Source organism: Paenibacillus sp. FSL R5-0527 (genome assembly GCF_038008055.1).
Classification (GTDB): Bacteria; Bacillota; Bacilli; order Paenibacillales; family Paenibacillaceae; genus Fontibacillus; species Fontibacillus macerans.
This window is the reverse complement of sequence record NZ_JBBOYI010000001.1, coordinates 2,750,351-2,771,840: the sequence shown is the minus strand read 5'-3', so window position 1 is coordinate 2,771,840 and position 21,490 is coordinate 2,750,351. Positions and strand designations below refer to the sequence as shown.

Below are 21,490 nucleotides of genomic sequence, written 5' to 3'. Positions count from 1 at the left end.
AACCAGTTTCGTAAATGTTTCGCCATCGATTTCTTTAATAGTCTTGAGTATCTCATTAAGATATACTAATTCCAAAATGTTCTTTTATTGTAGGGAGGGCTGCTTTTTGGCGGTCAATATTAAAACAATCGCGGAAATGGCCGGAGTATCGGTATCGACCGTTTCCAAAATTATTAATAACTATAGCGACATCTCCGAGGAGACAAGAACGAAAGTTCTCGAAATTATGAAGCAGACGGGGTATGTACCTTCGAATTCAGCGAAAACGCTGGCTACCAAGAAGTCGAACCTGATCGGCGTTATTTTCGCGGGCAAACTCAATATCGATTTTACCCACCCCTTCTTTATTGAAGTGCTGAACGCGTTCAAGAAGCAGATGGGTTTTCTGGGCTATGACCTTCTGTTTTTCTCCAACGAGAAATTCCACTCCGTCGACGGCGATTATTTGGCGCGCTGCCGGCATTTCCAAGTGGACGGATGCATCATCGTCACCGGTCAGGAGGTCGAGCCGTCCATCAACGAGCTGGATCACAGCGAAATCCCCTGCATCGGCGTCGATATTCAACTAAACGGCAAAAGCTCAGGGTACATCATGTCCGATAACTACAAAATGTCCTATAAAGTAGTGGAGCATTTTTATTTGCTCGGATACAGAGATCTCGGCTATATCGGCAGCACGCTGGAATCGGACATTTCCAATATGCGCGAACAAGGGTATAAGGACGCGATCGAAAGCTTCGGTCTCCCTGTCACGGAGCAATGGTTTGTCAACGGGGACAATTTCTTCGAGTCCAGCGGCTATGAAGCCATGACCCGGATAATCCAATCCGGGTCCTTGCCGCGGGCCGTATTTGCGGCCTCGGACCTGCTGGCGATCGGGGCGATGCGCGCTTTGAAGGAACATGGGTTTCACGTCCCCCAGGACATCGCCATCATCGGCTGCGACGACATCGAAGCGTGCAAATACACGACGCCAACCCTGTCGACCATCCGGCAAAACAAAGACAAAATCGGCAGGCTGGCCGCTTCGCTGCTCTACGACCTGATCAACAGTCAATCCGAGACGAGCAATGTTGTCGTAGAGCCCGAGCTCGTGATTCGCGAGTCCTGCGGAGGTAAATCCGCCGCGCTTTAAGGCGAACAGGTTGGAATCTCAACTTTCGCAGAGCAAAAATCAGCTTGAGTCCCTGAGCTGAAGGTGTTCAAAGAATTAAGAGGTGTTCAAAGAATTAAGAGGTGTTCAAAGAATTAAGAGCGGTAAGAAACACGAAAGGGCGTTGAACGCTTCAGGATAGGGAGTGGGGGGCGGCAGATCAACACTCCCTATCCGGAGCCTTTGCACAATTATTCCGTTTGATCAGGTAGCTAGAGAGAAAGGCAAGCTCGGAAAATATTTGGTGAAGAAGCAGATAGGTTCGAGATAATTTAGTAGGTTCGAGATAATTTAGACGGGCTTAGGGGAAGGAATCATATCATATTTAGGTGAGGTGAAGCAGACCGGATAGGAGATCAAGATAGGAGATCAAGGACCCCTTAAGTTAATCTGCATCAAACTCCCCCCATCTTTTCAAGCGTCACGATCAGGCCGCAGCCGCAAGGGGCTGGTTCGGTTGGCGCGCGATCAGCCGGCGGTAAGGGATCGCCGGAATCGCCACACACATGCGCAGCAACTTCTGCCGCATCGTTTCTTCCGCTCCGGACAGTCCTCCTTGCAGGTGCAGCCAGCGGCGTACGGTGTATTCGTTCAGGTACGCCTGCAGATGCTTCAGCCCCAAGGCTCCATACGTACCCTTCAGTGATTCCCACGCCTCTCTCACCACTCTCCGCAAGGGCAAATACAGCCGAAAGGCCAGTGGGAACAACTGTACCGCCGATGTACGGTCATCTACATGCCCGCTAATAAACGCGGTTAGATCGTGACGGTCTGCCCTTTTTTCGCCTCCCCGCTTATGCGGCACCAGGCGGATTTTGACCTGCTCCGGCTCGCCCGACTCCGTGACCGTGCATCCCGCTACGACCGCCGAGGCGTACGGATGCGAAAGCTGACACCGGGACGGATTACGACCATACTGATCGCTGTTTACCTTCACGTCTCCGGAGAGCAGCTCCCGGGCATCGAACTCCCCCACGGCATGGCGTATTTTGTGCAGCAGTGCCCAGGCGGTTTTGTAGGTGACCCGGATCACCTGGCGCAGCCGCAGCGCCGAGATGCCGCCCTCCAGCAGGAACAAATCCAGGGCCTCGAACCACTTGAGCAAGGGCAGATGCGTTCCTTCAAAAATCGTACCGACCAAAGGCGATGTTTGATGCTTGCACTTTCCGCACTCAAACAAGGGGATATGCCGGGAGGTCAGACGGCTGCACCGGGTGTGAGCGCACCGCGGGCAGACGAAGCCGTTTGGCCACTTCATCGCGATCAGCGCCTCCATGCAGTCTTGCTCGCTGTTATAACGGCTGCTGAATGGTTGAAGTTCCGTTCCCGCATTGGCTTCCATATCCGCTCGCCCCCCGAATCAAGAATATACGAACATAGGTTCCATTTATTTCATTATACCAAACGTACGTTCTCTTATCAAGCCGAAAATCTCACCTGAACCGCCTCATTTTCCCCCTCTCTCTTTTCTTCTCTCTTTTTTTGGAACCCTTGCTCTAGCCCCCAACCTTCCCCCTTAGCGAAAGGGATAATCGTGCAAAGGCAATCAGCAGGCAGGGACACCAAAGACACGAACCCTTTAAACAGTCCCTTTAGACAGCCCCCTCACCTGGCGTTGATTTGTGACACAGCTTGAAACGGCCACGGTGCAAAAGGTAGATATACTAACCCCGCCGGATCGTGACGCCTCTATATCGTTAACGCTTCCTCAACGAAGCAGCCAAAATAACGGGAAGACATTGTCCGCCTCTGATTCAGCGTCAACTCCGGCAATGGATTGCTGCTTTACCCAGCTACATCAAAGCTTGTCTACGCCGATTTTTTGCTGCAAAAGTTGAGTTATAAATGTCATAAATATTTAAAAGACCATCCGGCGAAGGTGACTGATAACCTTCAAGGGATGGCCTTTGGATTATTTTCTATTTAAATAGTAGCAATACTTCTTACAGATCGTAATAAAGTCCAAATTCGTAAGGATGTACTCTTACGGCTACCGCTCTCGCTTCAGCGCGTTTCAATTCGATGAAGTTCTCGATGAAGGCTTTCGTGAATACGCCGCCTGCCGTCAGGAACTCGTTATCGGCCGCCAGTGCGTCCAGCGCTTCGTCCAGGGAGCCCGGTACGCTGCGGATGCCGGCTTTTTCTTCGTCGGACAATTCATAGATGTTCTTGTCGAACGGTCCGTAGCCCAGTTTCACCGGATCGATTTTGTTCTTGATGCCGTCCAGACCGGCCATCAGCATCGCGGAGAAAGCCAGGTAAGGGTTGGCCGTGGAGTCCGGCGTACGGAACTCGATCCGGCATCCTTTCGGCGTTACGGCCGCTACCGGAATACGCACGGCCGCCGAACGGTTGCCCTTGGAGAATACGAGGTTAACCGGCGCTTCAAAGCCAGGCACCAGACGTTTAAACGAGTTCGTGCTCGGGTTCGTGAACGCGATGATCGCAGGAGCGTGGTACAAGATGCCGCCGATGTAGTGCAGCGCCGTTTCGCTCAGGTTCGCGTACGCCCCTTTATCGTAGAACAGCGGAGTGTCGCCGTTGAAGATCGATTGGTGCACGTGCATGCCGCTTCCGTTGTCGCCGAACAGCGGTTTCGGCATAAACGTTGCGGTTTTGCCGAATTGAGCGGCCGTGTTGTGCACGATGTACTTATAAACCATCAGGTTGTCGGCCGTTTTCAGCAGCGTGTCGAAACGGAAGTTGATTTCCGCTTGGCCGGAAGTGGCCACTTCATGGTGGTGGCGTTCTACGCGAAGGCCGGCTTCCTCAAGCAGGCGGCACATTTCACTGCGGATGTCCTGCTGCTTATCGGTCGGAGCCACCGGCACGTAACCGCCTTTAACAGGCACTTTGTAGCCGAGGTTTCCGCCCTCTTCGGCGCGTCCCGTATTCCAGATCGCTTCCTCGGAATCTACCGAGTAGAACGTTTTATTCATACCGCTCTCGAAGCGGACATCGTCAAAAATGAAAAACTCGGATTCCGGCGCAAAGAAGGCTGCGGTTCCGACGCCGCTTTGCTTCAGGTATTCCTCGGCGCGTACGGCCACGCTGCGCGGATCTCGTTCGTAACGCTCGCCGTCCGGCGTATAGATATCGCAAAACACGTTCAACGTCGGATGCGCTGTAAACGGATCTACGAATACGGAGCCATGGTCCGGCATCATAACCATATCGGATTCTTCGATACCGCGGAAGCCGGGGATCGAAGATCCGTCGAAAGCAACGCCGTTTTTGAAAGTATCTTCATCCACTTCTTTGGCAGGAAGTGTGATATGATGCGCGCGTCCCGACAAATCAACAAAACGAAAGTCCACCCATTCGATTTGCTTTTCTTTGATTGTTTTTAAAACGAACTCTGCTGACATTACGCTTTCCTCCCCAAATCACGAACATTAAATCTCGTTAATGCGATTAACGTTCATCCTTTTGTTTTATTCTGTGGTTCATTATAGGTCTATTGGGGCCGCTCGTCAATACTTATGTAAGGTATTTTTATATCTCATGTAAGGTATTATTACAACAAGTACAAATTATCCGACAAAAAGTATAAAAGCCCCTTCGCTGGCGTGGCGAAAGGGCTGCCCATTATTGGCAAATACTCCAAAACATTTATAACTTACAGCTGAAGCGCAGCCTTCGGGGTATCAAACCGTTTGCCGACAAGCGGAGCCAATTTCTCCAAATCTTGCAGCAGAGCCGCAAACTGGTCAGGGAACAACGACTGAACGCCGTCGCCCGTCATCGAATTGTCGGGATCGGTGTGCATCTCGATAATCAGGCCGTCCGCTCCGGCCGCCACGGACGCTTTGGTCATCGGCTCGACCAGCTCGCGCCGCCCCGTCCCATGGCTCGGATCGGAGATGACCGGCAGGTGGCTAAGGCTTTGCAGCACCGGAATCGCCGACAAATCGAGCGTATTGCGCGTATACGTTTCAAATGTACGGATGCCGCGCTCGCACAGCATGACGTTCGGATTGCCGCCGGCAAGGATGTACTCGGCCGCGTTCAGGAACTCGTCGTAGGTCGCGCTGAACCCGCGCTTCAGCAGCACCGGCTTGTTGCATGTGCCGAGCTTGCGCAGCAGGTCAAAGTTTTGCATATTGCGCGTCCCCACCTGCAAAATATCGGCGTATTCCGCGCAGACGTCGACGTATTCCGGCGTCATGACCTCCGTGATCGTCAGCAGGCCGTGTTTTTTGCCCGCCTCGGCCATCATGACGAGGCCTTCCACGCCGATGCCCTGGAAGCTGTACGGGCCCGTACGCGGCTTAAACGCGCCCCCGCGCAGCACCTGGCCACCGGCCGCTTTGACGAGCCGGGCGATTTCGTCGATCTGCTCGGGAGATTCCACCGCGCAAGGGCCGCCCATCACGACCAGCTCCCCGCCGCCGATGGTTACGTCGCCGATGCGGATGACCGTGTTTTCCGGATGGAAATCGCGGCTCGCCAATTTGTATGATTTTGAAATTTTAATGACATTTTCAACATCCTTCATCTGACGGAGATGCTCGGCCAGCTTGGGTTCAATCGTCCCGATCAGGCCGATCACCGTATGGTCCTTTCCGCGCGACACATGAGCCTGCAGCCCTTCCTTTTCAATCACGGCGACAATTTCCTGGATGCGCTCTTCCGGCGTCTGTTTCGAGGTAATTACGATCATCTTCATACATCCTTTCATGATTAAGGGGGTAGTTCAAAACGTCATCTTTTGATCACGCCCTATAATGGCAGGGGCCTGGCGTGAGTACGACAATGATAATTAAGAAGAATAAATTCACTCTTTCACTTAAACGCTTGTTCGCTTTTAAGCTTTTATCCATTAAAGCAACTATAGCCGATTATCTCTCATCCGTCAAGCCTAAAGGTAACTTATAGATTTACCCGCGAAATGTTAAAAGTGCAGCATATTTCCGACTCTCCTGCCGAATAACCCCAAAACAGATGTACTTTCGGCTTTTGCATTTCAATCGCTCTACCGTCCATATTCCTACTATATTAAACCAATCCTTGGCGCAAAAAAATAGAAGGCTCGGAGATTCTCTCTCCAGCCTTCTATCATACACCGCTAGATTAACTTATCTGCCCACAAATTCCTGTGCCCAGTAGCCGTTGTAGTATCCGACCCCGATCAGGTTGTAGTTGGCGTTCAAAATGTTGGCGCGGTGGCCTTCGCTGTTCATCCAGGCGTTGACGACCTCTTGCGGCGTTTTTTGCCCCATGGCGATGTTCTCGCCGGCATAGCTATACTTGATGCCAAACTTCGTCATCATGTCAAACGGCGAGCCGTAAGTTGGCGAGGTGTGGCTGAAGTAGTTGTTTTGGCTCATATCCTTCGCCTTGGCCAAAGCCATGTTGTTCAGCGCGGAGTCGCCGGTGAGCGCCTTAAGGCCCTGTTTCGCCCGCTCCTGGTTTACCAATTTGATAACCTGGGCAGCAAACTGCGATTTGTCCGTTGTCGTTCCTGCGCCCTGCTGAGCCGAAGAACCGGAGTTGCCGGTAGTTCCTTTTTGACCGGTTCCGCTTTGTGTATTTCCGGGTTGCTTATTTCCGGACTGCGTATTGCCCTGGGGAGTTCCGGTTTGCGTTTTTCCTGCGTTCGATCCGCTGTTTGAATAACCTGTTACCGGCTGGGAACCAAAAAATAAATACCAAGGAATCGTATAATAGCTTGTCCAAGAATTATCGGAGGAATTATCCACATTCACTGTATAAGTTTTATAAGTCGTATAAGTCCGGTAAGTCGTCGTATCCGATGCCGATGCCGCCGATGCTGTGGCCGGGACGATCAGAGCTGCAGCTACGAGCGCCGTAATGCCGCCGGATACCAACCGCTTCATTCTATTCGATTTCATGCTGTCATCTCCTTAGTAGTTTTTCAGTTACAATTTTGTAACCAATCTACTAGGAGTATAACATGAGATTTGCGGGGTTGTGACCCCGCAAATGTTGGAAATCGAAACGCTATTCCTCCCTGCTGCGGGCGGCTTTTACCGGAGGCAGCAGCTTTTTCATGTTCACCGTACGGACGATGTCCCAGGTAGCCGGATTTTCCGGATCATATTGCTCCAAATAATGAATGACTTCCTTCGTAATCGGTGTAGGCGTCGAAGCGCCCGCCGTGACCGCTACCTTCCGGACACCTTGCAGCCACTCCCGCTTGATCTCCGTGACATCGGCGATCCGGTACGCCTTCACCCCGGCGATCTCCTCGGACACTTGCGCGAGCCGGTTGGAGTTGTTGCTGCGCGGATCGCCGACGACGATGACCAGATCCGCCTGCCCCGCCTGTTCGGCGACAGCTTCCTGGCGCACCTGCGTCGCCAGGCAGATCTCGTTGTGCACTTCCGCTCCCGGGAACTTCTCCAGCAGCTTTTTCATGATATGCTTGATATCCCACTGGCTCATCGTCGTCTGATTCGTAATGACGATCTTGTCCGCAGCAACCTGCAAACCTTCGATCTCTTCCTCTTTCTCAATCAGATGAACATGCTCCGGAGCTACGCCGACCGCGCCTTCCGGCTCGGGATGGCCTTTTTTGCCGATGTAGATAACCTCGTATCCGTCCGCTACTTTTTCCTCGATCAGGACGTGGGTTTTCGTCACATCCGGACAGGTGGCGTCAACGGTCGTAAGCCCTTTGTCCCGGGCTAATTTCCGGACCTCCGGGGACACCCCGTGGGCGGTAAAAATAACCGTCCCGCTCTCCACTTGCTCGAGAATCTCCATCCGATTAGGCCCATCCAGCGTAATGATGCCTTCGTCTTCAAACGACTGCGTGACATGACTGTTGTGCACAATCATGCCCAATATATAAATCGGCCGCGGCAGATCGAGGTTTTTGGCCGACTGTCTGGCCAGCACCATCGCATCGACAACGCCGTAACAGTATCCGCGCGGCGAAATTTTGATCACTTCCATGACTTTATCCCTGCTTTCTGGCACCCATATTTCCTGACGGAGGGAAGCAACTCTATTAGTGTGTGTTCAAAAATAGTACGTGTTCAAAAGTCCGGTTTTCAGCACTGAGTTTCTTCTTGATTCACTTCGTGATCAAAAGCGGACTTTCTGAACTACCTCTATTATAGCTTATTCCGGCAGACCGTTAAAGCTGGCGGGGAGCCAGATGACGAACGTCGTGCCTTGTCCGAGCTTGGTCATGACCTCCACCGAGCCGCCGTGCTCGTCGATGATCCACTTGGCGATGGACAGGCCAAGACCCGTGCCCTGGATCACGCCGCGGGAAGGGTCGGCGCGGTAGAAGCGCTCGAAAATATGCGGGACCTCGCTGCGGTCCATGCCGATTCCCGTATCGGCAATGCGGATGCCGATTTGCTCCCCGGAGCGCAAAGCATCGATGGTGACGCTGCCCTTTTCGGTATATTTGAAGGCATTTTCAATGAAAATAAACAGCATCTGCTGCAAATAATCTTTGCTTCCCATCACGACGGCGCCAGCCAGCGCATCCAGATTACCGGTGATCCATTCGGCCTTGCGCGGCAGAAATTGGGCGCGGCGAACGACCTCCTCCACCACCGGCTGCAGCATGAGCGGTTCCTTGGCCACCGTTTGCCCGGCGTCGGCGCGGGCCAGCGACAGCATATCGTTGACCAGCCGGCTCATCCGTTCCGATTCGGCGGAAATGTCGCTGACCGCCTCCACGGAATAGGAACGTATCCTTTCTTCTTCGGCGGGATCGTGTTTTTCCGCTTCCTGGCTCCACATCTTTTTCAGCAAATCGACATTGCCGCGAATCGTGGTCAGCGGGGTCCGCAGCTCATGGGAGGCGTCCGAAACGAAGCGCCGCTGCGCCGAATATGCTTCCTCCAGCTCCTTGTAAAATCCCTCGGTACGTTCAAGCATGCGGTTTACGGTGCCGATCAGGCGGCCGATTTCGTCGTTCGGTCCGTCGTAGTCGATCCGTACGCTCAAATCGTTCCCCGTCTGAATCCCGTTTGCGGCTTCGATCACCTTCCCGATCGGCGCCATCGACTTGCGGGCCAGGAACAGGCCTAGCGAACTGGCGATCACAATCGTAAACAGCGAGCCGAATAAGATGACGGTCCGCATCTGCTTCATCAGCCGGTCTTCAGCGTTCGTATCCGCGGCCAGCTGAAGCAGCCCAACGATGGTATGATCGTTAAGCCCAAGCGCTCTTTCGTACAGCATATAGGAGTTTCCGTTTATGGTAATCGGTTGAAATTTACCGTTTTGGATATCTTTCATCTCGGGGATGGGAAAAGAAATCTTTCGTTCCCTCAAGCCGGGAGAGGTGCGGTATGTTCCAATGACATAATTGTTAAGCTGCCAAAATATACGGGCATCCTCCAGCCGGATGATTTGATCGGGGTCGAGCTGCATATCCCATCCCTGCGTGACCGTAATGTTTTGTGTTTTAAGTATCTGGTCCGCCTGCTCGATGACCCTATTTTTTACTTCCTGATACGTATTATAATAAACCAGCCCGTATATCGAAGCGCTAAACAAAATAAGCGTCACGGCCAATATGCCGGTATACCATGCGGTCAGCCGCAGCCGGATCGACATATTAAGCGTCTCCTCTCAAAATGTAGCCGGCGCCGCGGATCGTTTGGATAAGCCGCTTGCCGCCATGTTCCTCCGTTTTTTGGCGCAGCATGGCGATATATACCTCCAGCACATTGGATTCCCCGCTGTAATCGTATCCCCAGATTTTATCCATAATTAAGTCCCGGGTCAGCAGCCGTTTCGGATTTTGCATGAACAGGTGAAGCAGTTCGAACTCTTTGGCCGTTAACTCCAACCGATTCCCAGCCCGCACCACTTCGCGGGAATCGAGATCCATGACGATATCCTCAAAAATCAGCCGCTGACCGCCAGCCTCCCCGGCGCTTTCCTTGCGCCTAAGCAGCGCCCGCACCCGGGCCAGCAGCTCCTCCAGGGCAAACGGCTTGACCAGGTAATCGTCCGCGCCGATATCGAGCCCCTTCACCCGATTCTCGACCTCATCCTTGGCGGTCAACATCAGCACGGGGACCGTACTGCCTCCTTCGCGCAGCCTGCGGCATACTTCAAAGCCGTCGACCTTCGGCATCATCACATCCAGGATGATCAGATCCGGATCGGCCGTCATGACCATGGACAGCCCCTCCGCCCCGTTATGCGCCGTATATACGTCGTATCCCTCAAACGCCAGGCCGCGCCGCAGCATGGACGTGATTTTTTCGTCATCATCAATAACCAATATTCCCGATCGCACTTATGATCTCTCCTTATCTATACAACTCGCCTTACCTTATTGTACCAAAAGAGGCGGCAGGCTTTAAACCTGCCGCCTCGCAAGCGCTTGGGCCGCAAATGGCCGATCGATTACTCTACGTTCGGGTAATTGTTTTTGTCGCCGATCGTGACTTGAAGATCGACATTTTTTCCGTCGCGTACGACGTTCATGGTCACTTTGGCGCCAACCTTCTGCTTCTGGATAAATTCGATCAGTTTTTCCTTCGTGGCGAATTTAGTTCCATTTGCCCCGACGATGATATCATAAGGGCGCAGGTCGGCCGTGTAAGCAGGCGATTTGAAAACGACATCGGTCACGATCGAGCCTTCCTTTACATCGGTGCCCATCTGTTTTGCAACTTCATCGGTCATTGTCATCAGCGTGGCTCCGATGAACGGTTCCGGTTTAGCCGGAATTTCCTCGTTGTTTTTCAATTTGTCCAGCACTTCTTTGATCGTGCTGCTCGGAATCGCAAAGCCGATACCTTGGGAATCGGTGCTGACGGCGACGTTAATGCCGATCACTTCCCCGTTCAGGTTGAGCAGCGGACCGCCGGAGTTCCCCGGATTAATCGAGGCGTCGGTTTGCAGCAAATGCTCGTACTCCCGGTCCTTTTCGCCGTTTTCGCCAGGGATCGTGATGGGCCCGCGTTCCTTCGCGCTCAGAACCCCTGCCGTAACGGTATGGTCAAAGCCCTGCGGGTTGCCGATGGCCACCAGCCATTCGCCGACCTGCGTACTGTTGGAATCGCCCAGCGGAATCGACGGAAAATTGCTGCTTCCATCGATTTTCAGCACGGCCAAATCAAGGTCGTAGCTGGAGCCGAGCACTTTCGCTTCATACGGTTTGTCCGTGCCCTGCACAGTGACTTGGACCACATCCGCACCGTGAATGACATGCTCGTTTGTCAGAATGTAGCCCGTTTTATCGAAAATAAACCCGGAACCAATTCCGGTCGGTACCAGTTGGCCGGCCCCGGAAGAAGAGCCTCCATTACTGCTGTTCCCCCTGCCCGAACCGAAGGAATCGCCGAAGAAGTAGCGGTAAAACGGATCATTGCTGTAAGGATTCGAATTGCTGCTTTGCTTGCTCGAATCCGTCAGCGTTTCAATTTTGACCACAGCCGGGCCAGCTTGATTAACAACGCTGGTTACGTCTCCCGAACTCGTGACCGGATACACTACGTTCGCCGCCTTGCCCGCTGAACCGTTGCCGCTTCCTTCCGTCGTTGTGCCGGACGCAGGCGCGGTCGTTGTCGTCGCCGCTTGGTTCGATGTAAACAGGTTTTCGCGATCGGCGAACACCATGGCTCCGGTCACGATCAGCATCCCGGCCAGAACGCCGGCGATCACGGAACGGAACGATTGTTTCTTCGGCGGCTTGCTGTACTGCCAGTTGCCCGCGCTTTTAAGGGTCGGCACGCCGCGGCCGCCGTCCCCGTTCGAACCGCCGGACGCCTGCCCCGAAGAGCGGTAGTCATACATCGGAAGCGGCTTTACCGGCTCCGGCCGGGTGATTTCCACTTCCTCCGGCTGACGGCGCTCATAGAAGCGGTCCTCTCCGGATCCTTCGTTGTTTTTTCCATAGGATTGAAAAGGTCCGTAAGAGTAATAATATGAAGAGCCCGACTCCGGAGATTCTTGTCGCTTATCGCCATGGTTGTCTCCAAAATTTTGGCCTGGTTTGTTTTTTTGATCGTCCATCTATGTTTACCTCCTTCCCCTGCTTCCAGGGGGTGTTGTTTTCATATTTTTATTTTGTACCAGGAACCTTAAGGGTACCTTAAAAACAATTAAAAAGGAGATAAAAGCTATAAGTCCGTATAAGTTGAACGAATTTGAAATATTGCTGGGGATCGCAAAACTAAAGGCAAAAAATGCCCTTATACCTGGACTACCCGTCCATTTGAGAGAAATAGAGGCAATTGATGCCGCTATTGTCTCGCATCGCCGGGAAATGCCCGCGTTCTGGACCATTCATAGGAAAATAAGTACAAAAAATGCCGCTAATGGGGATGGGCATGATCATATCCGAATAATAAGTACATAAAGTGCCACTATTTTCAAAGCCCAGCCGGCGGTTCGCCGCTCCAGTAGAGCTTAGAGCAATTTCCCGCTGCCAAACGGCGATTTTCAACGGCGATTTTCGGGTCGTTTCCATAGCCATAACCATATCCATATCCGGGGAAGATAAAACAACCTTACTGACGGGACGCCCAGCCCTGCCGGTGGGCATAAATGGCTAGCTGTGTGCGGTCGTCCAGCTCGCATTTCATCAGCAGGTTGCTGACGTGCGTTTTGACGGTTTTGATGCTGATATGCAGCTCTTCGGCGATATCCTTGTTGGTTTTGCCTTCGGCAATGAGCAGCAGCACTTCCTTCTCGCGCTCGGTGAGCCCGGAATCGTCCCCCTGCACGGTACGCTGGCGCAGCCCGCGCGTCAGCGCCTGGGCCACGTCTCCGGTCATGACCGGCATCCCGCGGTAAGCTCCTTGCAACGCATAGATGAGTTCTTCGGCCGAGACCGTTTTTAAAACATAGCTGACCGCTCCGGCTTCGACCGCCTGAACGACAAGCTCATCCTCCAAAAAGCTGGTCAGGATGACGATCTTGATCTGCGGGTAGCGGCTGAGCACCGCTTTGGTCGCCTCCGCGCCGTTCATGACCGGCATCATTAAATCCATCAAAATGATGTCCGGCAAACCGCCGGGAACGCCTTGCTCCAGCAGTTCGACGGCCGCTTCGCCGTCCCCGGCTTCGGCCACCACCTCAAAGCCCGGGTCCAGCATCAAATAGGTTTTCAGTCCCATTCGCACCATATCATGATCATCGACGATCATAACCCTGATTTTGCTGCTCATTCGCGGCTTCCTCCCTTACCTTCCTCAAATTTCGGGATATGCACCCGAATGGTCGTGCCCGCTCCCGGCTTGCTGATCACCTCAACATGACCGCCAAGCTTCTCGGCGCGCTCCTTCATCGTCGTGAGCCCGTAAGAGCCCTGCTTCTGCGAGGTGCCGCTGAAGCCCTGTCCGTCATCGCTAATGCCGAGCACCACCTGGCGCGGCCCTTCGCGAAGCGACAGGCTGACCAAATGGGCCCCGGCATGTTTGACAATGTTGGCCATGGCTTCCTGAATGATCAGAAACAGCTGATGCTCTTTCGCTTCCGACAGCTCCCCCTGAAGATCCAGGTCTTTGATTCCTTTCAAACCGTTTTGCCTGCAGTAATCCGGAAACCACTGATCCAGCGCCTCCGCCAGCGATTTGCCGACCAGCTCCATCGGCCGAAGCTGGGCAATCAGCGCCCGCATTTGCTTTTGCGCCGTATTCGACATCTGGATGAGCTGTTCCAGCACCGTATGGGCCCCGGGCGCATTGCTTTCCAGAACTTTGGGCAGCGAGGAAGCGGCCATGTGAATCGCGAACAGCTGCTGGCTCACCGTATCGTGCAAGTCTCTGGCCATACGCCTTCTTTCTTCCAACACCGCTTTTTCGGCCGCCTGCTCCTTTTCCATGACTTCCTGCTCCCCAAGCTGCTGCAGCAGTTGCATTTTCGTTTCCATGGAATCGACCATTTCGTTGAATTCCTGATAAACACCGGCAAACGTCTGATCCGCCGTTTCGGGCATCCGAATCGACAAATTGCCTTTGGCCACCTGCAGCATGTTTAAATGAAGCAGATCGATTTTGCCCTGAATCCGCCGGCCGGCGATATAGCCGATGATCAGCGTAAACACCACAATGCCGGCAATGTCGTAAATCCACACGTGGGGGTCGTCCACATGAATCACTCCGGTCTTGGAGCCAATGTAAAGAGCCGCCGCCGTCAATCCTCCCGTAAGCAGAAAATAACACAGCAGCTCCCATTTCGTATTTTTTAAAATACGCTGTACGATCATCCGCCTAACCCACCATATTCACTTTAACGTCGCCGATAAACACGCTGACGACCAGCTTGATTTTTTTGCTCGCTTCCCGGTAATACGGGGATTCGGCGGAAACGCTGCTCATAAATCCGCCCTGCTTCTGCTTCAGCACCTTCAAATCGCCGATAAAGGCGCTGGAAGTGGCCATGATGCCGATATCCATATCCTCCGGAATGAATATCTTGACGTCGCCGATAAACGACGAAACGTTGATTTTCGTCTCCCCGTACGGAATTTGCGCCTTTGTCAAATCGATAACCGTATCCCCGATAAAATGCGAGATGTTCGTTGGCCGCAGCTGAAAATAATCCTGCCCCAAATGCACGTCTCCGATAAATCCCGATTTATTGACCACTTCACCCTTGTCGCTGTCCATGCCATAGTAATGCTCGTATTTCGGACGTTCCTGCTTCGGACGCTCCTTCTCCTGCGTTGCTTCCTTCTTGGCCTCTTCCTTCTCCAGCGAACCGAAAATCGAATCCAGCGGCGACTCCATTTCCGGATGAAATGCCGGGGGCGGGGGCGGATTCAGCGGCGACGGCGGCGGAGGCGGAAATTCCTCATGGCGGCGGCGGTGCGGATGCGGCGGAAATCCCTCGCGGGGGCGGCGGTGTGAATGCCGCGGTCTGAAAATGAGGCAAATCCCGCCGATAATCAGCGCAAGCGGGAAGAAATACTTAAAGAAGTCCCCCGGATCGAGCGATATATATCCCAAATTACTGCCAAGAAAATAACCGCCGATCAGCAGCAAAATCAGGCTGCCCGCCAGTCCGCCGCCGTGCCGGTTGCCCGAGGCCAGGCTCGTCAATCCGGCAAAAATCAGAAACACCGGCCAAAACGTAGAGAACAGATAGCCGATGCTAACGTCGGTTATTCCCATTTGGTTGAGCAAAAACAAGGCCCCGATACCAATGAGCAGCAACCCGCCGATCAGCCTGCCGAACCAATTGTGTCTCATCATGTTTCCCTCCATATCTCAAACAAACTCTGTTAATGCTAGTGTACAACAAGCTGCTGAAGGAGGACAGCGGCGGGAGAAGTAAGCTTCTCTCGGTCTCCGGACCGAGGAAAACACTAAATATTTACATATAAAAAGAGCACCCGATTTAGGGCGCTCTTCGCTTAGTTGCTTAACTATTGTTGTTGTTGTTGAGTACCGCTTACAGGCGTAGTTGCATTGCGGGAAGCTTTAGCCTTTTGGGCAACGGTTGCAGTGCTTTCCTCAGCAAATTCTTCGTTAAACTTCTCGTTTGGTGTTTTGTAACCAGGAGAAGCCGCACGTTTTTGATTTTGATTTGGCATGAATTTCACCTCCCTCTCCATAACAGAGCGGTTTGTCACCGCCGGGTGCGATGCGGTCCTCGCGAAGGATGACCACATCGGTTATTATGCGACCGGCGAGGTAAAATATGCGGCCTGGAGCAAATTGTTAATCCGCTGTTAAATGGCCTTGTTCCACAAATCTTCCGGGATTTCCTTGCTCACTTCCATCGCTTTGCCAAGCTCTTTCAGCATCGCTTCCGTCAGTTTCCCGTTGCCTTTCCGGACGATCTGCACTTCGACTTCCTTCTTGCCCCATTCTTTATATACTTGCTTCGTTGTATCGAAATACAAATCGATTTTTTTTCCTTTGATGGCGGAGCCTTTATCCGCAACGACCCCGTATCCGTATCCCGGAATATATAAAATGGTGCCGATCGGGAACACCTTCAGGTCGGCCGCAATGGTCGATACCGTATCCTTGTCCCGCCGTACCTTGACTCCCGAATACGTTATGCCGTACTGCGGATGGTTGGGCTTTTTACCCGTGGATTCATAGCCCGCGGTATATCCGGTAGCCAGAACCCTGACCGTCTTGACGGTCTTTTTTTTCGGTTCGGGCTTCGTCTCGGTTTTTTGCACGTTTAACATCAACTTGTGCCGGTAATGAACGGCCCGGTTTTGCCAACCGGCGGGTGTCCGGGAAATTCCGTCTTCCAGCCACGGCGCATGACTCCGGTATTGATATACCGCCTGATTCGCCCCGGCAATCCCGTGCGGCGGAACATCCGCGGCGAGCGTAACGGTCAGCAGCACTCCTAGCATTAAGCACTTGCCGATATGTTTCCAGATATAAATTTGGCGCATGAGAAAACCTCCCCCTTATCCGAAGGTTTTCCACATGCGCCTCAATTTATACGTGGTCAGCTTTTAATCACGAAGCAATTTCATGAAGTTTATTCGGCATCGAATCTTGAATTCAGCCGGGCCAAGCGGATGCTTCCGAAGTATGCTTCCTACGGAAGCATTTCAGTTGCTCACGTAGGCTACACCTACGCTCCGCTACTCAGTCCCTGGCTTCATCCAACCTTCTCGGTGCTTAAAAGCTGACCAATTAAATCGTATGGTTGCGGATTTCGTTCTGCAATTCGGCGATTACTTCATCGAGCGCTTTGGCGCCCAGGTCGCCTTCGCCGCGTTTACGCACCGATACGGTGCCGCCGCTTTGCTCGTTTTCGCCGACGATAAACATGTACGGCAGCTTCTCGAGCTGGGCCTCGCGGATTTTGTACCCGAGCTTCTCGTTGCGCAGGTCGCTTTCCGCCCGAATGCCGGCGGCCCGCAGCTTGTCTTCGACTTGGCGGGCATACGCGTCGAAGTTCCCGGATACCGGGATGACCTTCGCTTGCACCGGCGCCAGCCAAAGCGGCAGATTGCCGGCAAAGTTCTCAAGCAGGAAGGCGGTAAACCGTTCCATCGTACTGATAATACCGCGGTGAATAACGACCGGGCGGTGTTTTTGCCCGTCATCGCCGACATACTCGAGCTCAAAACGCTGCGGCAGCAGGAAGTCAAGCTGACAAGTCGACAGCGTTTCTTCCTTGCCGAGCGCGGTCTTGATCTGCACATCCAGCTTCGGTCCATAGAACGCCGCTTCGCCTTCGGCTTCAAAAAAAGGAAGCCCCAGCGATTCCACAACTTCGCGCAGCATACGTTGGGACATTTCCCACATCTCGTCGTCCGGGAAGTATTTCTCGGTGTCGGCCGGATCCCGATAAGATAGCCGGAAACGGTATTCCTTGATTCCAAAATCTTCGTAGACTTGTTGGATCAAATGAATGACTCGTGCAAATTCGTCTTTGATCTGGTCAGGACGACAGAAGATATGCGAATCGTTCAGCGTCATGGCACGAACGCGGTGCAACCCGGTCAGTGCGCCCGACATTTCATAGCGGTGCATCAGGCCCAGCTCGGCGATCCGAATCGGCAAGTCGCGGTAGCTGTGCATTTCGCTTTTATAAACCATCATATGGTGAGGACAGTTCATCGGACGAAGTACGAACTCCTCCGTATCCAGTACCATTTTCGGGAACATGTCTTCCTGGTAATGCTCCCAGTGCCCGGAGGTTTTGTACAATTCGACATTACCCATGACCGGAGTATATACGTGCTGGTATCCGAGACGTTCTTCAAGATCGACAATATACCGCTCCAGCGTCCGGCGCAAAGTGGCCCCTTTCGGCAGCCAAATCGGCAACCCCTGGCCAACCAGATTGTTGAACGTAAAGATATTCAGCTCTTTGCCCAGCTTGCGGTGATCTCTTTTTTTGGCTTCTTCCAGGAAATGCAGATGCTCTTCGAGCTCCGCTTTTTTCATAAACGCGGTGCCGTAAATGCGCTGCAGCATTTTGTTGTCGCTGTTGCCGCGCCAGTAGGCTCCCGCGACGCTTAACAGCTTGAACACTTTGATTTTGCCCGTCGAAGGTACGTGCGGCCCCCGGCACAAGTCGAAAAACTCGCCTTGATCGTAAATCGAGATGACGCTGTCTTCCGGCAAATCGCGAATAAGCTCCAGCTTGTACGGATCGCCCAATTCGGTGTAAATCGCCAATGCTTCTTCGCGGCTGACTTCGCGCCGGGAAATCGGGAGATTTTCGCCGATGATGCGCTCCATCTCTTTTTCGATTTTCTGCAGATCCTCCGGATTCAGCGGATGCTCCAGATCCATGTCGTAATAAAAACCGTCCTCGATGACCGGACCCACCCCAAGTTTGACCTCCTTGCTGCCAAACAGCCGTTTCACCGCTTGCGCCATCAAATGCGCGGTGCTGTGGCGCATAATCTCCAGGCCTTCTTTGGAGTCCCCCGTAATGATTTCCACCTTGGCCCCGTCAATCAGCTTGGCGCTCAAATCGACCGCCACGCCGTTTAATTTCCCGGCCAGCGCGTTTTTGCGCAGCCCGCTGCTGATCGAAGCGGCCACATCCTCCAAACTGCTTCCTTCCGCGTACTCCCGGACCGACCCGTCCGGTAAAGAAATGGATACTGCTCCCATCGTCGTTTCCTCCCTGTTTTCGTAAATAGTTTTAAGGTCTTCCGGAAACGGACAAATCAAAAAACGCCCGTCCCGGCAAAGGGACGAGCGTTATACCCGTGGTTCCACCCTCATTCGGCTTATCCGCAGCATCCGCCAGCGGCGATAAACCCTTAATTCGGCATTGTGTAACGGCAATGAACCGGCATTCCTTAGTACCGTTAATCATCATAAACGAAAAACGGCGGACATGAATCCGCGCACTTGGGGTTCGGGAACGCAGCTACAAAGGGGTAAACCAAAACCGAAACCCGGAGGGAATTCCAGCCCATGTTCCCTCTCTCTGCACCGTCAGGCATTTTGGTTCATGTCTTTGTCATCGCTTTTAGCTTGAACATCATTATAATGCTATCCCCGCCGGCTCGTCAAGATTTTGCCGGATAACCCTTAAGTGCGAGTTCAAAAAGCCGGATTTTCAGCACCAAAGCGTATGCTTCCGATGTGCTTTTTTCCAAACGCTTTACCTCTTTATTATGTGCCCTGATCCAGGCGGCGGACTTCACGGTGAAACAGCTTGCACTGCGGACAGAGAAGGCAAATTTCCACGCGCTCGCCAAAAATTTTCGCCAAGGTTTCAATGACCTGTGCCCCCGGGTCCTGTGTATGGATCAAAATGCGGTCCGGGGAAAGCGAAATCAGCGTGCTGACGATAACGTCCTCCATTTCCATTTCCTGATCGGCGATTCGGGCCACCACTCCGCCCGAGGACGGAAGTTGGATCGGTGAAAATTGCTCGTTTAAAATCGCGAATTCATGTCCTTGCTTATGCATCAAATGGACAAGCGGCGTCAGCGGTTCCTGAAAATAAACAAAATACTGCAGCAAACTAATAAACTCCTCATACTGCTTATCCAGCAAATACTCGTCCACCGCGAAATCGGCGGCTTCCCGCAGACTGGCCTCGTACTCCTTCAGCCGGAAGGCGGCAAAACCGTCAAGATGCAGATGCTTTTCGCTGTGCAGATATTCCCGCAGCGCAGCGCAAACCATTTGAACCCGCCTATCCGCCGGACAGGTCTTGACTCCGTCTCTGGGCTGCTCCAAAAGCTCGCGGCAGATGTTCTTCACGATTTCCATTTCCTCGCGCGAAGTCCACTCATATTCCCGGTTCAAAATCCGTCCGAGCAGCTCATCCTCTTTCACATGCACGACATACTTGGCTAATCCCAGCGATAAAAGGTCGATCAGTCGTTCCGGTTTGTTTTCTCCCGCCGCCCCCGGCAGGTTGACCACAGCCTCCATCGTTCCGCCCGAAACCTCGCTCAGCGTGAGCACGGCCCGCGGAGAGTGCAGACTGCTTACGGCATCATGCAAGTAACCGGCAAACCGGTTTTGCGCTTCGGCCTCAGCGGCTTTGACCCGTATCGTAAAAAAATCCATGAACCTGTCCCCCTTCCGCTTCCTTCTCCAAGTATATGGCGGGAAGGAAACGGATATACGGAATAGGTTCATGGAATGAAAGGCAGTTTTGCCAATAGCCTGCCAGCTTATGCGGATTAATTTTGCATAATAAAATCGCGTTCGACCGTGGCTTCTTCGTCAAACACCCGCAAAATTTCGTATTTCGTATTGCGCTGCGCAGGAGTTTTTCCGGCCTCGCGGATGATTTGCAACGTCGTTCCGATGTTGACTTTGTAAGTTGCGCCTGCGGACGAGACGACATTCTCTTCGATCATCGTGCTGCCGAAATCGTTGCAGCCGTATTGCAGCGACAGCTTCCCGACTTCGGGGCCCATCGTCACCCAGGAAGACTGCAGATTTTTGATGTTGTCGAGCACGATCCGGCTGATCGCCACCGTTTTCAGGTACGATTCCGGCGTCTGTCTCTCGGCTTTCAAGTTCGTGTTGTCCGGTTGGAACGTCCATGGAATGAACGCCAGGAAACCTTCCGACGGGTAGCCGTTTTGAATGCACTCGTCCTGCGCATCGCGTACGCGCAGCAGGTGCAGCGCCCGCTCCTCCATCGATTCGCCGAACCCGATCACCATCGTCGCGGTCGTGTTCATACCGATTTTATGCGCCGTCTGCATCACGTCCATCCAGTCTCTCCAGGAGCCTTTCAGCCGGCTGATTTTGCGGCGGGTGCGGTCGTCCAAAATTTCCGCGCCGCCGCCGGGCAGCGAATCGAGGCCCGCGGCATGAATTTCGCGGATCACCTGTTCGAGCGACAAGCCGTCCGACACTTCTTTCATTTTCATGATCTCCGCCGGGGAGAAGGAGTGCATCGTGATATCCGGGAACCGCTGCTTGATCGCTTTGAGCAGGTCCGTATAATAGCTGAACGGCAGATTCGGGTTCGTTCCGCCCTGCATCAGGATTTCTGTGCCGCCGACATCGATCGTTTCCTGGATTTTTTGAAAAATCACCTCATCCGGCAGGACATACCCTTCCTCCGAGCCCGGACGGCGGTAAAACGCGCAGAAACGGCAGTACACGTCGCAAATATTCGTGTAGTTGACGTTCCGCCCGATGACGAACGTGGTCACCGGTTCGGGATGTTTCCGCTCCATCAGAATGTTGGCCGTGTGCCCCATTTTTTCCACTTCATCGGATTCGAACAGACGGATCGTGTCCTCCAAATCCAGCCGTCCGCCCTGCAGCGCCTTGTTTAATATATCGTCGATCGCAGCCATATCACTGCCTCCCTGCAACTAAAAATGAGATAAATAAAATCGTGAAAAATTAAACATTATGGTTTAATCGTAACATAATCATGGGCAGAAAAACAGCACCCGTTGTTGAGCGAAGGCCGGATCGGAAGAACGATTGGAGGAACGGTTGGAAGAACGGTTGGAAG

At 53.1% G+C, this 21,490-nt stretch carries 18 protein-coding genes; 1 reads left to right on the top strand and 17 read right to left on the bottom strand.

From position 1 onward, the window contains the following. Positions 1-76: 76 nt before the first annotated feature. Positions 77-1,135 carry a LacI family DNA-binding transcriptional regulator gene (locus NYE69_RS12160; RefSeq protein WP_445744768.1) on the top strand — a complete coding sequence of 353 codons (1,059 nt, stop codon included), beginning with the start codon at positions 77-79 and terminating at the stop codon, positions 1,133-1,135. A 445-nt stretch (positions 1,136-1,580) separates the two neighbouring features. On the opposite strand, the gene NYE69_RS12155 is transcribed toward NYE69_RS12160, so the two are convergent. The 17 genes from NYE69_RS12155 to mqnC form a co-directional block, all read right to left on the bottom strand. Beyond that, positions 1,581-2,495 carry an IS1595 family transposase gene (locus tag NYE69_RS12155; protein WP_340926387.1) on the bottom strand — a complete coding sequence of 305 codons (915 nt, stop codon included), beginning with the start codon at positions 2,493-2,495 and terminating at the stop codon, positions 1,581-1,583. 601 nt (positions 2,496-3,096) lie between these two features. Further along, entirely contained in the window at positions 3,097-4,521 is a 1,425-nt protein-coding gene (gene glnA, locus NYE69_RS12150; protein WP_036624862.1) for a type I glutamate--ammonia ligase, read from the bottom strand. A gap of 251 nt (positions 4,522-4,772) precedes the next feature. Further along, entirely contained in the window at positions 4,773-5,816 is a 1,044-nt protein-coding gene (aroF, locus tag NYE69_RS12145) for a 3-deoxy-7-phosphoheptulonate synthase (protein ID WP_036624863.1), read from the bottom strand. A gap of 415 nt (positions 5,817-6,231) precedes the next feature. After that, positions 6,232-7,008 (bottom strand): CAP domain-containing protein, encoded by a 777-nt coding sequence (locus NYE69_RS12140; RefSeq protein WP_340926385.1) that lies wholly within the window; start codon positions 7,006-7,008, stop codon positions 6,232-6,234. A 109-nt stretch (positions 7,009-7,117) separates the two neighbouring features. After that, on the bottom strand, positions 7,118-8,074 hold the full coding sequence (locus NYE69_RS12135) for a 4-hydroxy-3-methylbut-2-enyl diphosphate reductase (RefSeq protein ID WP_155621216.1): 957 nt from the start codon (positions 8,072-8,074) through the stop codon (positions 7,118-7,120). Positions 8,075-8,242: 168 nt separating this feature from the next. Beyond that, on the bottom strand, positions 8,243-9,700 hold the full coding sequence (locus NYE69_RS12130; RefSeq protein ID WP_340926384.1) for a sensor histidine kinase: 1,458 nt from the start codon (positions 9,698-9,700) through the stop codon (positions 8,243-8,245). A 1-nt stretch (position 9,701) separates the two neighbouring features. Further along, complete coding sequence (locus tag NYE69_RS12125; RefSeq protein WP_213509803.1) at positions 9,702-10,391, bottom strand: response regulator transcription factor; 690 nt, start codon at positions 10,389-10,391, stop codon at positions 9,702-9,704. 110 nt (positions 10,392-10,501) lie between these two features. Then, on the bottom strand, positions 10,502-12,115 hold the full coding sequence (locus NYE69_RS12120; protein WP_340926382.1) for a S1C family serine protease: 1,614 nt from the start codon (positions 12,113-12,115) through the stop codon (positions 10,502-10,504). Positions 12,116-12,305: 190 nt separating this feature from the next. After that, positions 12,306-12,578: a hypothetical protein gene (locus NYE69_RS12115; RefSeq protein WP_340926380.1), complete on the bottom strand. Its 273-nt coding sequence runs from the start codon at positions 12,576-12,578 to the stop codon at positions 12,306-12,308. A 34-nt stretch (positions 12,579-12,612) separates the two neighbouring features. Next, the gene (locus NYE69_RS12110; RefSeq protein WP_213510452.1) at positions 12,613-13,272 is read right to left on the bottom strand and encodes a response regulator; all 660 of its coding nucleotides are present in this window, start codon (positions 13,270-13,272) and stop codon (positions 12,613-12,615) included. After that, positions 13,269-14,312, bottom strand: coding sequence for a sensor histidine kinase (locus tag NYE69_RS12105; RefSeq protein WP_340926377.1), 1,044 nt, complete (start codon positions 14,310-14,312; stop codon positions 13,269-13,271). The genes NYE69_RS12110 and NYE69_RS12105 overlap by 4 nt, the downstream gene beginning before the upstream one ends. A 4-nt stretch (positions 14,313-14,316) precedes the next feature. Then, entirely contained in the window at positions 14,317-15,297 is a 981-nt protein-coding gene (gene liaF, locus NYE69_RS12100; protein WP_340930383.1) for a cell wall-active antibiotics response protein LiaF, read from the bottom strand. A 176-nt stretch (positions 15,298-15,473) separates the two neighbouring features. Then, a complete protein-coding gene (locus NYE69_RS12095) occupies positions 15,474-15,641 on the bottom strand; it encodes a hypothetical protein (RefSeq protein ID WP_164815208.1) in 168 nt (55 codons plus the stop codon). 138 nt (positions 15,642-15,779) lie between these two features. Then, a complete protein-coding gene (locus tag NYE69_RS12090; protein ID WP_340926374.1) occupies positions 15,780-16,466 on the bottom strand; it encodes a 3D domain-containing protein in 687 nt (228 codons plus the stop codon). Between the two features lie 247 nt (positions 16,467-16,713). After that, positions 16,714-18,654 (bottom strand): threonine--tRNA ligase, encoded by a 1,941-nt coding sequence (gene thrS / locus NYE69_RS12085; protein WP_213510454.1) that lies wholly within the window; start codon positions 18,652-18,654, stop codon positions 16,714-16,716. A gap of 510 nt (positions 18,655-19,164) precedes the next feature. Then, entirely contained in the window at positions 19,165-20,073 is a 909-nt protein-coding gene (locus tag NYE69_RS12080; protein WP_155621211.1) for a putative sporulation protein YtxC, read from the bottom strand. Positions 20,074-20,189: 116 nt separating this feature from the next. Then, positions 20,190-21,326, bottom strand: a complete 1,137-nt coding sequence (gene mqnC, locus NYE69_RS12075; protein ID WP_340926371.1) for a cyclic dehypoxanthinyl futalosine synthase — start codon at positions 21,324-21,326, stop codon at positions 20,190-20,192. Positions 21,327-21,490 lie beyond the last annotated feature (164 nt).

Bases quoted from the DNA above. Each gene is read 5' to 3' on its own strand.
- NYE69_RS12160 (WP_445744768.1), top strand. From the start codon at position 77: ATGTTCTTTTATTGTAGGGAGGGCTGCTTTTTGGCGGTCAATATTAAA.
- NYE69_RS12155 (WP_340926387.1), bottom strand. From the start codon at position 2,495: ATGGAAGCCAATGCGGGAACGGAACTTCAACCATTCAGCAGCCGTTAT.
- glnA (WP_036624862.1), bottom strand. From the start codon at position 4,521: ATGTCAGCAGAGTTCGTTTTAAAAACAATCAAAGAAAAGCAAATCGAA.
- aroF (WP_036624863.1), bottom strand. From the start codon at position 5,816: ATGATCGTAATTACCTCGAAACAGACGCCGGAAGAGCGCATCCAGGAA.
- NYE69_RS12140 (WP_340926385.1), bottom strand. From the start codon at position 7,008: ATGAAATCGAATAGAATGAAGCGGTTGGTATCCGGCGGCATTACGGCG.
- NYE69_RS12135 (WP_155621216.1), bottom strand. From the start codon at position 8,074: ATGGAAGTGATCAAAATTTCGCCGCGCGGATACTGTTACGGCGTTGTC.
- NYE69_RS12130 (WP_340926384.1), bottom strand. From the start codon at position 9,700: ATGTCGATCCGGCTGCGGCTGACCGCATGGTATACCGGCATATTGGCC.
- NYE69_RS12120 (WP_340926382.1), bottom strand. From the start codon at position 12,115: ATGGACGATCAAAAAAACAAACCAGGCCAAAATTTTGGAGACAACCAT.
- NYE69_RS12115 (WP_340926380.1), bottom strand. From the start codon at position 12,578: ATGGCTATGGAAACGACCCGAAAATCGCCGTTGAAAATCGCCGTTTGG.
- NYE69_RS12110 (WP_213510452.1), bottom strand. From the start codon at position 13,272: ATGAGCAGCAAAATCAGGGTTATGATCGTCGATGATCATGATATGGTG.
- NYE69_RS12105 (WP_340926377.1), bottom strand. From the start codon at position 14,312: ATGATCGTACAGCGTATTTTAAAAAATACGAAATGGGAGCTGCTGTGT.
- liaF (WP_340930383.1), bottom strand. From the start codon at position 15,297: ATGAGACACAATTGGTTCGGCAGGCTGATCGGCGGGTTGCTGCTCATT.
- NYE69_RS12095 (WP_164815208.1), bottom strand. From the start codon at position 15,641: ATGCCAAATCAAAATCAAAAACGTGCGGCTTCTCCTGGTTACAAAACA.
- NYE69_RS12090 (WP_340926374.1), bottom strand. From the start codon at position 16,466: ATGCGCCAAATTTATATCTGGAAACATATCGGCAAGTGCTTAATGCTA.
- thrS (WP_213510454.1), bottom strand. From the start codon at position 18,654: ATGGGAGCAGTATCCATTTCTTTACCGGACGGGTCGGTCCGGGAGTAC.
- NYE69_RS12080 (WP_155621211.1), bottom strand. From the start codon at position 20,073: ATGGATTTTTTTACGATACGGGTCAAAGCCGCTGAGGCCGAAGCGCAA.
- mqnC (WP_340926371.1), bottom strand. From the start codon at position 21,326: ATGGCTGCGATCGACGATATATTAAACAAGGCGCTGCAGGGCGGACGG.